Here is a 14,262-nt window from a genome sequence, read left to right as displayed (position 1 = left end):
AAGTCCAAAGGACCATAATAGATAGTTTATAAAGTTGATGTGGATAAAGTTAGTGAAAAAGCATACGAAATGTGATACAATAAAGGATGCTGAAATTACAATTTGAATTGGGTTTTTATGAAACAAACTTTCAAAATAATTGATTACACGGAACGTTATAAATCAATTATGCAATTTAACAAAAATAAAAATATCCCAATCCATCGATGGTATCCTTTTGTAGAAGGGTATTCAAAAGAGTTTATACAAGGTATCCTTGATGAATTAGACTACACTCCTGAATGTGTCCTGGAGCCTTTTTCGGGTAGTGGCACTACGCCGGTTGAAATGCAAGATAAAGGAATTAAATGTATTTCTTTCGAAGTAAGCCCATTCATGCATCTTCTCTCAACTGTTAAATTGAGAAGGGATTATAATGATAATGATTTTTTAAATTTTGTTTATGAAATTGAGTCAAGCCTGAATGAGCCCAAGCGTAATATTCGAAAAATTGAACCTCTACCATTTGGTGATACTGTTGTAAAAAATGATAAAGTGAAGAAATGGAACTTCAACGATCCAGTTATGAATGCCTTACTGGATATTAAGAATGCTATTTCTAGAGTTGATGACAAAAAATATCAACAACTGTTCAATATAGCATTGGCATCTATTCTTTTAGATGTAAGTAACGTTTTTAGAAATGGTAAGTGTCTGTCCTATAAAAAAGATTGGTTAAACAAGGTAAAGTTTAAACGAAAGGATGTTCATAAATTATTTATAGATAAATTAAAAACAATTTTTAACGAAGATATTAAAAATTTAACCGAAGTTAAAGCAAATATCAATAATTATGAACTCTGCTATAAAGGTGATGTACGGGAAAATATAACGAAAGTAAGTGATGAATCAATTGATTTGATCATTACATCACCGCCATATCTGAATTCTCGTGATTATACTGATATATATATGCTTGAGTTGAAAATGCTTGGCTTGATGAACAGCTATGATGAACTTAGAGCTTTAAGAAAGCAAACAATTCGCTCACATGTACAAGTTAAATACGCTAATTTAGAATTATTAGAAATAAAGAAGTTAGAAGAAGTTGTGCAAAAAATAGAAGAAAATGCAGGGGAGTTGTGGAATAACGGTTTAATCAATATGATTAAAGGTTATTTTATTGATATGGATTACCTTTTCTCTCAATTCAAAAGAATAATGAAAAGCGGAAAAATGGCTTATGTAAATGTTGCAAACTCTGCATACTACGGTGTCGAAATCTTGGTTGATGAAATTATTTGTGAAATTGCAGAAAAACACGGTTTTTCTACTATTGAAATAAGGAAAGCTCGTGACTTAAAAACGAGCTCTCAACAGTCGAAGCAAATAAAAAGCTTAAGAGAAAGTGTTATTGTACTTAAGTCTTAATTAGGATGGGAGTTTTTCACTTTAAAATCATCAATTTTACGAAATTGATTGAAAAACTTCCTGTCTTTCGCGTCCAATATATCTTCATTTATATCAAATCCCGTGTCTCGTTGGCTTTGATCTTCCCTTGCATCGAAAACAGCTAAATAAGCTATTTTTATGTTTTTACGTTCAGCAGAAAGTTGATTTATATATGAGACTGATTGTTTAATAGCTGCGGGGGTAATATCCAATTCATCGTATGAAGTTCCTATTTTTTTTCCATCACCATGTATGCTTGTTCCCACCCATTTCACTTCAATAAGATAAAAGTCATTTCCAGACTCATCCAGCATAACGATATCTAATCGCTTAAAATTTTCAAGAATTAATTCTTTTGCTAGAAAATTAGCCTTTAGTTTCCCACTCAAAAATAATCGAAGATCCTCTCTAAATATATCTTCAGGTTTATTTTGAAGTAAGTGCTTATATTTTTCGATAAACTTTTTCTCATCAAGGTTATCTTTCATATCAGCACGTAGAGATTTAAGATGAGATTTAGAAATAAAAAACTTGCAATATGTATTTCTCATAGTCAAGTGTTGCCTATATTCAATGAATAGTTCATTTATTCTTTGTATTGGCATTTTCTCATCATAAGAAATATAATCATCAATGGTGAAAAAGATGCTATCACCGAAATCATCACCATCAATAAAGTATTTTATTACTTTTTTGGGAAGCAATAGAAAGACTAGGTAATCTTTAGATAATTCTGCATATAATTTTCGGGCTTCATTAGAGTCACTTTTTTGGGAAATCATTTCATGTTCAACTATGTCCATATTTGAATCTAATATTAATGAGTTATACTGAATTCCAATATCAGAGTCTAATGCAGATTGTAGTTTTGGGTAAAAATCGGGTATTATATTTTTTACGTGTTCTTTAGTAATTAATAATGCTTTAATATCTTGCCGTTCTCTACTGTTTAAATATGTAAGAAGTGCGTTATGAAATACTTTGAACTCATTAGTTTCTTGGAAACTATTAAAAGTTCTTTTCATAATTTCATTTTCTTTTGCTTTTATTAGGTCTTTAAAAGCTGAGTTTCTTTTGAAATTGAAGTCCATAGTTTTAATTACTAATAATTTGGCTGAACACATATTCAAAATAAAGATCTAAATACTCTTCTTTGCTTATTTGTGCAGTTGTATTTAGTGTCTCTTCGAATGCTGTTTTGAAATCGTTAAGTACCTGAATCGTTGTGTTTTCAGGTGACGATGTATCCAATTCCTTTTGAGAGTTTGTATCAACAGCTTCTTTATAAAGGGGGTCATTAATGGTAAATCCAAATATTCTGTTTTCACCATATTTGCCTAAAATTAAGATAATTGCTTGTAACCAATTACTTTTTGTTGGATCAAGTGAGATTGGGCTATCTTTTACAGCCTCAATACTGCCCTCTGTAAGATTTAAAAATTTATTACTTTTTAGGAAGCTAATACTGTCACGAATTATTACAGCATAAGGACCATGGAGGGTTTTAGAAAAATGATAATAGTCAAAAATGTTTTCATCATTATGGGTGAATGAATATAATACTTTTGACAGATATATTATCCTTTGAATAGATTGTTCTTTGATAGTAACCCAACCTATATGTTTTACATTATGGGCTATAAATAGGATATCGCCGTTGGCATCATATAGAAATTTATTGTTCATCTTTTTTTTCACTAACTTTATGCTTAATTGAATTATACATCTCAATAAGAGTCGTGTTTGTATTCTGGATGGTCGATTTTTTTGCTATATCAAGTAGTCTTACTAATGATACTGAAACATCTTTATTATTGTCAATTATATGATTGACGAAGGAACTATTATTAAGATTTGACGTTATGATCAATGAGTTTGGGCTTTGAAGGAATCGAATAAAAACATTAGCCGCATTTTCTTCATAAGAAATGTCTAAACTACTATCAGGAGTTTCGACAATATAGAATGTTGGGGTACTATAAAAGAAGGACAATATACTCATTCGAAATGAATGGTCGATAAAAAAACGCTGAGACTCTGATAGCTCTTCTTCGTAAATTCGAGTCTTACCATCAATAACAGGATAAAATCTTCTGTTTCCGCTTGTTAGTTTATCAAAAGTTAATGAGCATTTCACCCCTAAAAAATTTTCTGCATATTCTGAAAATAATGCTGAAAACTTACTAGTATTTGATATTATCTGTTGTTCAATTTCTCTGGAAATTGACTCTGCTTTATTAAGAGCTAATCGGCTTAACTCTTGATACTTCAGTTTGTCGGATTCTAAACCCTTTATTTCTTCATAGAATGCTTGTAAATCCTTATTGTTATTGTTTTCATTCTTATTAGAAATTTGTAATTCTAGTGTTCTTATTTTCTGAATTAAGTTTCGTTTTTTCGACTCTAACGTTCTGATTTCTTTATCATGACTATCGTTTTCAATATCAATTAATTTTAGACTTTTTTGTTGTTCTTGTATTTGGTTTGAAATGGATTTATAGTCATCAACTAAATTTTTATGATTAGAGTTTAGTGACTCATCCTCATTTTTATCAAACTGTGAACCACAGGAAAAACAGTGTACGGAATCATTAATAACCCGCTCGTATAATTTTTCATCCTCCGTGTTACACATGGGACAGAGATGGTTATTTCTTATGTTTTCAATGAATAAGTCATAATCTGGGTGTAGTTTTTCCCATATTTTACTTTTTAATTTTGCTTCAGCTTTATTTATTTCTTGCTCTAAGTCACTGACTTTTATACTTAATGTATTTATTCTGTTCTGACTTATGGATGCTTTAGACGAATTATTTAATGTTATTTCTTTAAGGCTTTTGATTTTAAACTCTGTCTTTTCTAATTCGTCTTTACAAACTATTATTTGTTTGAAAGGATCTTCTTTGCTGTTTGGTGTGATTTTGTTTTTTTCTACCCGATCTAAAACTTTTTTTATCGCTCTTATATCTTCAGAACGATGCCTGGATATACTATCATAATATTTTGCTTGCCTTTGAGACTCTTGTCGCTCTCTATCTAATTCAGGGCTGTTAAAATATTTATTGAACAATTCATTTTGTACATTGTCAGGTTTTTCGCCATCATTCCAAAGAATGGTATTATGATTCTCTCCAAAAAATAAAACTTCATTCACAAAAAATATTAGATCATCAAAATTTAATCCAGAATATTTTTCTATGAGTTGTTCGTACTTGAATTGCAAATATTCAGTCTTGCTTTCTTCTTGGAGTTCTTCAAATTTATTTTGAGGTATAATTAATCCATTTATTGTTTTTTTATCAACTGTTATATTGATAATTTGTATAACATCCAATCTACGGGTTACTGTAAATATGGTACCGTTCAGAGCGAATGTAATTTCTACCGTAGGATCTCCATCAGTTAAAACCGTATCATCCATTCGGTTGAGGAAATAATCCATTGGATATAATATTCGCTTTTCGATACTTCTATCTTTGTAAGTTCGGGTATGATTAAATTGCTTTTTATAGTGGCCTATAATAGAATATTTAATAATATTAACAAAAGTTGTTTTTCCCATTCCGTTGCCACCAAGAACGAGGTTCACTCCTTTTATAAAGTCATAACTAAAATTCATCCCATTAGGATACAAAGTGAAGTTGTTAATTTTAAGATTTATTAGTTCAGGAAGATATATTTTTCTCATATTTCCAACTCGATAAAAATGTTTATTTATAGGCCCACATTAAAAAAATGCGTTCGTTTATCTTTGTAACTATTTGATTTTTATGGGTTATTTTGTTTTTTGTCAACATTTCAGCAAGGCTACCGCTCGGTTTCAATACATCTGATCCCGTTCAGCCAAAAGTGTTTTGTCAAGAATTATAACAAAAAAAATTATAAAAGCATTAAAAATTAATCAGTTACTTTTGAACTATTTCTTTACATTTTTTTGGGTAGGCATATTCACACTTAGCAAAATTACAAGCATGATAAGTATCAGTACGAGGAGAAAATTTGCTAACACACACATATTGCTGCATTGGTAATTTGTTCTCCGTACCATGTTCGATTATTACCAATAGGGACTGATGGTATGGATGATGGTATCATGTCTAATGTGGTAAATTTTAATCTCTTAAGATCATAAGGATAGTTGCGATGTTCGAGTCCGGCCTTCGCATTCATCCTCTAAACACCTCCCTACGATGCCACTCCACATATCCCTCCTTTGGGTAGTTCCCTTTCACCACCGGCAGCGCAATTTGCTTTCCTGCAAAATCCCAGAACAACCGCCCAACAATCCCATTCCCATTCACCGCCTCAGACACGAGCACCCGCATACTCTCATCCAGTCACATTGATCCCTTATCAAACGCCTTATGATGAATTGCACACAACGCCAGTCCGTTCGGGATCTCACATGGTCCGCCAAACTGCTTCCACTTGATATGCGCGGCTTCAAGTCCAACAGAGGCGTTATCATGTCGCATGTTAAACCCGCAGATTGCACACTCATAGTTATAAGCTCGCAGCACCTGCTGGCGGAACAGCGGATCGCGAACCTTACGGATCTGCTGGATATCAAAACCCATCTCATCCGCGAGCTCTTCCTGAATGCTTTCAGGAAAGTGCGCTTCAAGGATCTGCTGCGCCAGCGAGCCGATCAGGTTTTTGTTCTTACCCAGTAGCGCAAAGTGTTCTTCATCAAACCCGCCTGCGACGTTATGTTCCACAAGTTCTTTAACGGGCGGTTGCTTACTGCCATTGGTCGAACAGAACTCAGTATTCTTCAGATCCCAAAATCTATCCCCTTTGAGCCGCCAGAAAGGCATATTCGGGTAATGAGCCTTTATCTGTGGACCTAAGCGTTCTACCAGACTAAGCAGCTTTTCGTGGAGCTCGGTTCCGTAATCAAACAGTCGCGCATGCCCCTGCTGATAGTTCGCCAGCACGTACAGAAGCAATAAAGGCTTATGCGGCGCACGCTGTTCGCCTTTGCGCCAGATAGTGATGTCGGCAATTGCCTGTTCGAGAGTTTTGCTGGAAGCCATCGCGTTACGGAAGAGGGTAAATAATTGCGATGATGCTCGCAAAACCCAGACCAATCAACCCACAATCAACAAAAACATGAGCTTACCCCACAGAACCCTATTTCCTGAATCCCCCTCGCAAATTCCAAATTTACCCCACCCAAAACCGCTGTATTTATATTCAGCCCTGTATAATGAGCACCATAAATAACGCCGAACGGCAAAGGAAGTATCAGGGAATATTTAACGAGGAATTCGCGATATGAAGGTGCTGCAACACCCCCATACCGCTAACCACAAACAACTAAGATGGAGTTGAAAATGGCTGCGACGAATTTTAAGCCAGAGTTTACTGTTTGCAAAACAGAATCAGACGCTTTCACAGGCATGATTGAAAACCGCGAGCTGGTACGCAAAAACAGCGTCCGCCGTCTTCACGGCAACCCGCCCAACGCGGCGCCCGTCCATCCCCGCGCGGAAACGCCGCAGGACAGTGCCGCCTGCTGCGAGCTGTATGCTCGCATAGACATGAAATATCTTCTGCTGGGTGGTGACTGGTTAGCCCGTGCAGGCTTTATCAACGGTATGCCGGTAAAAATCCGCGCCATGAAAGACTGCATTGTGATTACGCCACAGCATACAAGAGAATTATGGGGATGCCTGGAAGGGATGAGCGTAGTGAATATAAATAAGCAGAAAGTCGCGCAGTGGTTAAAAACGTTTCCGGGCGCTTTAAATGACACGGGCGATATTCCGGTAATTAAGCGCAACGCCTGATAAATATCCCGGCCCTGCGCCGGGATTATTATTTAAGCCGCTTTCAAAACACCGGCACCCCCAACCCAACCTTCACCTCCCTCAACGTAGCCAGCGTCACCCCCTGCGCCCGCTCGGTCCCGCGCTTCAGCATCGCCATCAACTCTCCCTTGTCCTGCATATACATCGCCCTGCGCTCCCGCATCGGCGCAATCAACTCCTGCAAACAAGCCTCCAGCTCGTTCTTGCACACCCGGTCACCCAGCCCGCCCGCCTGGTAATGCGCCTTCATCGCCGCCACTTTCTCCTTGTCCGGATGAAACGCGTCGAGGTACGTAAACACCACGTTCCCCTCAATCTGCCCCGGGTCGCTCACCTTCAGGTGGTTCGGGTCGGTGTACATGGCGCTTACCGCGCGATGGATGGTCTCTTCGCTGGCAGAAAGGTGCAGCGTGTTGCCCAGCGACTTCGACATCTTGGCGCTGCCGTCGATGCCGGGCAGGCGGCTGGTGTCGCTCAGCATCGCCTTACAGTGGCGCAGCACCGGAACGGGCAGCAGGCTGTTCATCTTGTGTACAATCTCGTTGGTCTGCTCAATCATCGGCAGCTGGTCGTCGCCGACGGGCACGCACTCGGCCTTGAACGCGGTGATGTCTGCCGCCTGGCTGATGGGGTAGGCCATAAACCCGACCGGCAGCGAGCGGGCGAAGCCCTTCTGCGCAATCTCGTTTTTCACCGTCGGGTTACGCTCCACGCGGGCGACGGTGACGATGTTCATATACAGCATCGTCAGCTCGGCGAGGGCGGGCAGGGCGGACTGCAGGCAGATGGTGGTCAGGTTCGGGTCGATGCCGGCGGCGAGGTAGTCGGCCAGCACTTCGGGGATGTTGTCGCGGATCTTCTGCGGGTTGCTGCCGTTGTCGGTCAGCCCCTGCAGGTCGGCAATCAGCACAAACTGGTTGTGTGTCTGCTGCAGCGCCACGCGCTGGCGCAGCGATCCGACGAAGTGGCCAAGGTGCAGCGGGCCGGTTGGACGGTCTCCGGTGAGGATGGTTGGTGCGTTCATAAAGACTCCTTAATGTGCAATTGCCGAAAGGGGTCTTAGATGTGAGAAAGCCGCCTTTCGGCGGCTATCTGAAAATGGGGAAAACTACTCCGTGCCGCCTTTACGAAGGCAGCCACCAGCGGTTTACGGTGAGCACGGCGTGGTTTATGTTCATGCTTTTACCGTATCACGTCCGGCGCAAAAAACAAAAGGGCACGTCATGCTGCAATCACTCAACCACCTGACCCTCGCGGTCAGCGACCTGCAAAAAAGCGTCACCTTCTGGCACGAGCTGCTGGGGCTTGAGCTGCATGCCCGCTGGAATACCGGGGCCTACCTCACCTGCGGCGACCTGTGGGTCTGCCTGTCGTACGACGAGGCGCGCAGGAACGTGCCGCCGCAGGAGAGCGACTACACCCACTACGCGTTTACCGTCGCGGAAGAAGATTTTGAACCGTTCTCGCACAGGCTCGAGCAGGCGGGCGTCACCGTCTGGAAGCAGAACAAAAGCGAGGGGGCGTCGTTCTATTTTCTCGACCCGGACGGGCACAAGCTGGAGCTGCATGTGGGCAGCCTCGCCGCGCGGCTGGCGGCGTGTCGCGAGAAGCCCTATGCGGGCATGGTGTTTACCTCAGACGAGGCTTGAGGCGCGCGCCTTCAGCCTGCCCGCCAGCGTCACGTGCGTGGCGGCATCTTCCTGATTGCACAGGTACTCCACCGCCAGCCGTCCCAGCTCGCTGTAGGGCAGCTGGATACTGGTCAGCGGCGGTGTGAGCTGCTCGGAGATCTTCTGGTCGTCGTAGCCCGCCAGCAGCATGTCCTGCGGGATGCGCACGCCGTTCACCGCCAGAGCCTGATAGCAGCCAATCGCCAGCCAGTCGCTGGCGCAGAAGATGGCGTCCGGGCGCTCGGCCAGTTCCAGCAGGGAAGCTGTCGCGGTAAAGGATTCGCTGAACTGCCAGTTGGTCTGGCGCACCAGGCTGTCGTCGCACGCGAGTCCGGCCTGCTGCAGCGCCGCCTGGTAGCCTGCCAGACGCTGGCGGGAGGCCTCCATCCAGCTCTCGCCGGTGATGTGGGCGATGCGCGTGGCCCCGCAGGCGATGAGATGTTTCGTCACCTGGAAGGCGTTGGCGTAGTCGTCCGGGATAAACGACGGCAGCAGCGGCGAGCCGGGGTCGCGCTGGTTAAGCAGCACCAGCGGGATGCGGGTGCAGTCCTGGAATGCCGTCATGTCCACCAGCGTGGTGACCGGGGAGGCGAGGATAATCCCGATGCAGTTGCGTTTCTCCAGCTGGCGGATGATGTTCAGCGCCAGCTCGATGTCGTCGCCGTAGTCGTAGACGGTGAGCAACGTCTCGTTGCGCCACGCCGCTTCCCGTGCCTGACTGATGGCGTCGATAAACGGGTCGAAGCTCTGCATGGAGCTCACCAGCAGGGCGATCTCTTCCTGGTTGCGCGGGGCGTGAACGGCGGGGAGGCGGTCGTAGCCGAGCTCGGTGGCCACATTAATCACCCGATGGCGGGTGTCGTCGCTGAGCTTGATGTTGCGGGACTGGTTAAGCACCAGCGATACCGTCGCCTGCGATACCCCTGCCGCCCGCGCAATATCGTTCATCGTCACTTTCGTTTTTCGCTTCATCCGTCCTCTCCCTTTCGCGATTTCGCATCATACCCTAACCGCACGCTTTAGCGCCGTCGATCACGTTTCTCATTCATCGAAGCGTGAACTTTGTGAGGGCCGTCGCTTTTCTAAACGCCGTGATTTGCGCATTTATCCCGCAGCTAATATTTATTAGCTAAATATTATCAGTAAGAGGATGCGTAATGAAAGAGCAGTGGTGCAGGGAGCAGGCACAGGCGTGGTATCAGCAAAAAGGCTGGCTGTGCGGGTTTAACTACCTGCCGTCGACGGCGGTGAACTGGACCGATATCTGGCAGGAAGAGACCTTCGATGCCGCCACCATCGAGCGCGAGCTGGGCTGGGCGGCGGAGGCGGGTTATAACACCCTGCGCATTAATCTGCCGTTTATCGTCTGGGAGCACGACCGCGACGGGCTGATGGCGCGCATCGACCGCTTTTTGACGATTGCCGACGGTCGCGGCTTCAGCACCATGCTGACCCTGATGGACGACTGCGGTTTCTCCGGCGACGAGCCGTACCTCGGCCCGCAAAAGCCGCCGGTACCGGGCAAGCACAACAGCCAGGCGGCGGCGAGCCCGGGGCGCGACAAGGTGTGCGATCCGGACTGCTGGGCAAACATTGAACGTTATATCCGCGACGTTGTCCGCCAGTTCCGCGACGATAAGCGCGTGCTGCTGTGGGATCTCTATAACGAGCCGGGCAACCGCGGCATTTTCGCGACGGGCACGCAGGAGGTGCAGTACGACGCGAAGCTGGAGACCTGCGCGCACGAGTTGATGAAGCTGGCGTTCCAGTGGGTGCGTGAAGAAGACCCGACCCAGCCGCTCACCGTCTGCGCGTGGCGTCTGCCGCCGGAAGAGGAGGGCGAGACGTTCTTCCAGCATCCGCTGGACCAGACCGCACTGGCACTCTCGGACGTGGTGAGCTTCCACGCCTACACCCACACTGGCCGTATGACGGCGATTATTCAGCAACTGCAACAGCTTGGTCGGCCGCTGTTCTGCACCGAATGGCTGGCGCGCCACGTGGGCAGCACCATTGAGGAGCAGCTTCCGCTGATGTACGCGGCGAAGGTCGCGCCGTACCAGTGGGGGCTGGTGCGCGGCAAAACCCAGACGTGGCTGCCGTGGCCGGTGGTGATGAAGGAGTCCACGGACTACTGCCGCCTCTGGTTCCACGACGTGTTCGAGGAGAACGGCATTCCGTTCTCACGCCGTGAAATCGCATTAATGCAGCAATTGCGCAAGATCGCCCCGAAAGTCCAGGGCTAATAATATCGACCCGGCGGCCGACCGCCGGGCAACCAGGCAGGCATATAACAATGGCAATGACAATGAAAATACCGTCTCGCGAGTTGTGGTCTTATTTTGGCTATGGTTTAGGTCAGTGTTTTAGCTTTGGTTTAGTGGGTTCGTTTATTAACTATTTTTACACCGACGTGCTGGGGATCTCGGCACTGGCGGCCAGTACCATTTTCCTGATTGCCCGCGCGTGGGACGCAGTTCACGATCCGCTGTTTGCCAGCATTATGGATACCATTAACAGCCGGTTCGGCAAGTTTCGCCACTTTTTGCTGATTGCGCCTTTGCTGATCACCGGCGTCACGCTGCTGTCGTTCTATAAAATCGAAGCAGACATGACCACCAAAATCCTCTACGCCGGGGTGACGTATATCCTGTGGGGGACGCTGTATGCCATCTCCGATATCCCGTTCTGGTCGATGTCGTCGGTGATGACCAACGACTCCGCCCAGCGCACCCGCGCGGTAACGGCGGCGATGCTCGGGGTGAACGCGGGGATCGCCTGCGCCAACATCTTCTTCCCGAAGCTGGCGGCGTTTTTCGCCCAGTACAGCAACGATAAAGGCTACTTTATGGCGGCGCTGGTGATGATGCTGGTGGGCCTGCCGCTGATGCTTAACGGCTTTATGCAGATCAAGGAGCGCGTGCCGCCGAGCCCGGAAAAGGTGACCATCCGCGACACCTTCCACAACCTGCGCCAGAACAAGCCGCTGTTTATTGTCCTGCTGTCGTTCTTTTTCTGCGTGTTCCACAACGTGGCGGGCGGGCTGTATATCTACTTCTTTATCAATAATCTGGGCGACGGCAGCCTGCAGATGGCGATTGGCGTGATGGGTATTGTGGCGGCGGTGCTGTGCCTGGTCGCCCCGATGCTGACGCGCCGGATGCAGAAGCGGAAGCTGTTTATGATCCTCTGCGGGCTGGATGTGGCGGTGCGCGTGGTGATGTGGTTCATCGGCTATCAGCAGGTGACGATGCTGTTCATTCTGCTCGGCCTGAGCACGCTGTTCGTGATGATGACCAACATCCTCACCTCGTCGATGATTGCCGACACCATCGAGTACGCGGAGTACCACACCCACAAGCGCTGCGCGGCGATCACCTTCTCCGGGCAGACCTTTACCGGCAAGATGTCGGTGGCGGTGGGCGGTGGGCTCATCGGCGTGTTTCTGACGATGATCGGTTACGTGCCGCAGGCGCAACTTCAGAGCCAAGGCGTGCTGTCGGGGCTGTTCTTCGGGATTTGTTTGTTACCGGCGATTGGCTCGTTGATCCGCATGGGCTTTATGTCGCGCTTTACCTTTACCGAGGAGAAGCATGCGGAGATTTGTCGGCTGCTGGCGGAGCGGAACGCGTCTGCGAAAGCGCCGGGTGGCGGCTGCGCCTTACCCGGCCTACAGGACCAGCCCTTGTAGGCCTGATAAGCGAAGCGCCATCAGGCTTCGCGTAATGACTTACAGCGACTTCACAAACACCAGCAGATCTTCGTTGAGCTGGTCCTGGTGGGTCAGTGCGAAGCCGTGCGGCGCGTTGTCGTACACCTTCAGCGTGGCGTTTTTGATCATCTCTGCCGCCAGCTTGCCGGTGCTTTCAAACGGCACGATCTGGTCGTTGCTGCCGTGGAGCACCAGCGTCGGCACGTCGAATTTGGCCATAACGCGGTGAGCCCGGGCAGAAGCATGATCCTCCGCTTACGGTGAATTGATTAAGTAGCGCCCGCGCTGCGGGCGTTTCTTAAAAAGCTACTTGATATCATGAAGCAACTTTAATAAAAGGCTATCACCGGTTGATTTAATTTTCTGAAAATAAACAGGTTCAGCTATAGGCGAATCCCATTGGTGTATCTCATCCTTCTTAAACGGGATACATTTCATAGCGGTGTTTTTTAACCGTTTTATGCGAAGGTCATATTCGTCAAAGTTGTCTGGCGTAGTTTTCAGGCTCAGCGATCTGGCATGATTGATTTGCGTAGGGCAAATAAGCTGAATGTTTCCAAGCGAGAAAATGTTTACGCCGGTGATAAAGAATCTCGAAGGGATATCTTTATAGTAACGTGTGTTCCATGTTAAACCATCAAACATCGCTGGCGGGTGAGTTTGAGTATCTATGTAATATTGATGTGTGCGCCAGTCGCTAATGCCGGAAAGGTTCATGGTCATGTTAATGATCATATTGGGGGTGGGGCGGAAAATCATTGTCAGGACAAGCATGCTGACAGGAATAATGATTAATGTATAAATGATTATTTGCAATAAATTTTTATTTTTCTTTTCGTTTATCAGGATCATTCCTGGGAAGATACCCACAATAATCATCGCGACCGAGAGTGCAAGGAAAATGATAACCTGTAAGAAGGTATTACTTTCTTCGTTAAAATCTAGCTGACCCGCGATAAAAATGAGTGGGAAGATTTGTGTAAAAGCAGGGGCAATCAATAACAGAGGCAGCCAGTTCCTGACGACGTTTTTCTGCAAATATTTTACATCAAGCGTATCATCAACATCCTTATATGACTGAACGTTGAACATAAGCTTGTAGCATAAGCCATACGATGCGGCCAGTATTATTGCTATCGCTAAGGCAAGAACGATAAAACCATTTACATGCAGAAAAAATTGTAAGCAGAACGCTCCGATAAGCACAACGCACATCACAACGCTATTACCAAAACAGACTGAGGTAAAGCTATGTGTCAAACCTTCGTATTTAACAAACTCTTTCTCATGTGCAGTGTAAATTAAGTAAGCAAGGAAAGATGAGATAAAAATGACAAGGCTGAAGCCAAGTAGCGAGACAAGGGTAAACCCAAATATTATTCCTACTGCGCTACTCACGCTCAACGCATCATATAAAATATCAAGCCGGTCAATATTCGCAAGATAGAACCATATAACGCTAAATATACAGGCTGTGACAAATGAAGAGGATGTTAAAATAGCGATGATAAACTTTCGAGTTAGCCGCTTATGAAACTGGATATTCATCTTATGTAGTCTCCCTTCGAAATGAAGGAATACTAGTCACAAGGGAGAGGGAGTTCTACGCTCAAATTTGGTATGTCCGGAAGTGCAT

The 14,262-nt window shown here is 45.5% G+C and carries 11 protein-coding genes and 2 pseudogenes; 5 read left to right on the top strand and 8 right to left on the bottom strand.

What is annotated here, in order from left to right:
* Window positions 1–117: 117 nt before the first annotated feature.
* The gene (locus tag VF709_RS11430; protein ID WP_032734093.1) at window positions 118–1,410 is read left to right on the top strand and encodes a methyltransferase; all 1,293 of its coding nucleotides are present in this window, start codon (window positions 118–120) and stop codon (window positions 1,408–1,410) included.
* On the opposite strand, the gene VF709_RS11425 is transcribed toward VF709_RS11430, so the two are convergent.
* The 4 genes and pseudogenes from VF709_RS11425 to VF709_RS11410 form a co-directional block, all read right to left on the bottom strand.
* Window positions 1,407–2,456: a hypothetical protein gene (locus VF709_RS11425; RefSeq protein ID WP_440231601.1), complete on the bottom strand. Its 1,050-nt coding sequence runs from the start codon at window positions 2,454–2,456 to the stop codon at window positions 1,407–1,409. The genes VF709_RS11430 and VF709_RS11425 overlap by 4 nt on opposite strands.
* A 70-nt stretch (window positions 2,457–2,526) precedes the next feature.
* A complete protein-coding gene (locus VF709_RS11420; RefSeq protein WP_032734095.1) occupies window positions 2,527–3,117 on the bottom strand; it encodes a hypothetical protein in 591 nt (196 codons plus the stop codon).
* The gene (locus tag VF709_RS11415; RefSeq protein WP_440231598.1) at window positions 3,107–5,119 is read right to left on the bottom strand and encodes a hypothetical protein; all 2,013 of its coding nucleotides are present in this window, start codon (window positions 5,117–5,119) and stop codon (window positions 3,107–3,109) included. Before VF709_RS11415 ends, VF709_RS11420 begins: the two co-directional genes overlap by 11 nt.
* Window positions 5,120–5,597: 478 nt before the next feature.
* Window positions 5,598–6,467, bottom strand: a pseudogene (locus tag VF709_RS11410) (phosphorothioated DNA-binding restriction endonuclease).
* Between the two features lie 300 nt (window positions 6,468–6,767).
* Here VF709_RS11410 and VF709_RS11405 point away from each other — a divergent pair.
* Window positions 6,768–7,223 carry a SymE family type I addiction module toxin gene (locus VF709_RS11405; RefSeq protein ID WP_080292697.1) on the top strand — a complete coding sequence of 152 codons (456 nt, stop codon included), beginning with the start codon at window positions 6,768–6,770 and terminating at the stop codon, window positions 7,221–7,223.
* 43 nt (window positions 7,224–7,266) lie between these two features.
* On the opposite strand, the gene trpS is transcribed toward VF709_RS11405, so the two are convergent.
* Window positions 7,267–8,268, bottom strand: a complete 1,002-nt coding sequence (gene trpS / locus VF709_RS11400; protein ID WP_149896521.1) for a tryptophan--tRNA ligase — start codon at window positions 8,266–8,268, stop codon at window positions 7,267–7,269.
* Between the two features lie 199 nt (window positions 8,269–8,467).
* Between trpS and fosA the strand changes: the two genes are divergently transcribed.
* A complete protein-coding gene (fosA, locus tag VF709_RS11395) occupies window positions 8,468–8,893 on the top strand; it encodes a FosA/FosA2 family fosfomycin resistance glutathione transferase (RefSeq protein WP_149896558.1) in 426 nt (141 codons plus the stop codon).
* On the opposite strand, the gene VF709_RS11390 is transcribed toward fosA, so the two are convergent.
* Window positions 8,879–9,886, bottom strand: coding sequence for a LacI family DNA-binding transcriptional regulator (locus tag VF709_RS11390; protein ID WP_149896522.1), 1,008 nt, complete (start codon window positions 9,884–9,886; stop codon window positions 8,879–8,881). The genes fosA and VF709_RS11390 overlap by 15 nt on opposite strands.
* A gap of 185 nt (window positions 9,887–10,071) precedes the next feature.
* On the opposite strand from VF709_RS11390, the gene VF709_RS11385 reads away from it, so the two are divergent.
* On the top strand, window positions 10,072–11,160 hold the full coding sequence (locus tag VF709_RS11385; protein ID WP_440231595.1) for a cellulase family glycosylhydrolase: 1,089 nt from the start codon (window positions 10,072–10,074) through the stop codon (window positions 11,158–11,160).
* 50 nt (window positions 11,161–11,210) lie between these two features.
* Window positions 11,211–12,605 (top strand): MFS transporter, encoded by a 1,395-nt coding sequence (locus VF709_RS11380; protein ID WP_038418603.1) that lies wholly within the window; start codon window positions 11,211–11,213, stop codon window positions 12,603–12,605.
* Between the two features lie 39 nt (window positions 12,606–12,644).
* On the opposite strand, the pseudogene VF709_RS11375 reads toward VF709_RS11380, so the two are convergent.
* Both VF709_RS11375 and VF709_RS11370 read right to left on the bottom strand, forming a co-directional pair.
* Window positions 12,645–12,857 (bottom strand): annotated as a pseudogene (locus VF709_RS11375) (alpha/beta fold hydrolase); the annotation flags it as partial.
* Window positions 12,858–12,932: 75 nt separating this feature from the next.
* Complete coding sequence (locus VF709_RS11370) at window positions 12,933–14,174, bottom strand: hypothetical protein (RefSeq protein WP_038418605.1); 1,242 nt, start codon at window positions 14,172–14,174, stop codon at window positions 12,933–12,935.
* Window positions 14,175–14,262: the final 88 nt, after the last annotated feature.

This window comes from Enterobacter sp. Lyrl_3 (genome assembly GCF_051948675.1).
GTDB classification, from domain to species: domain Bacteria; phylum Pseudomonadota; class Gammaproteobacteria; order Enterobacterales; family Enterobacteriaceae; genus Enterobacter; species Enterobacter cloacae.
Note: the sequence above shows the minus strand (reverse complement) of the source record. Positions and strands in the feature narration are given on the sequence as shown.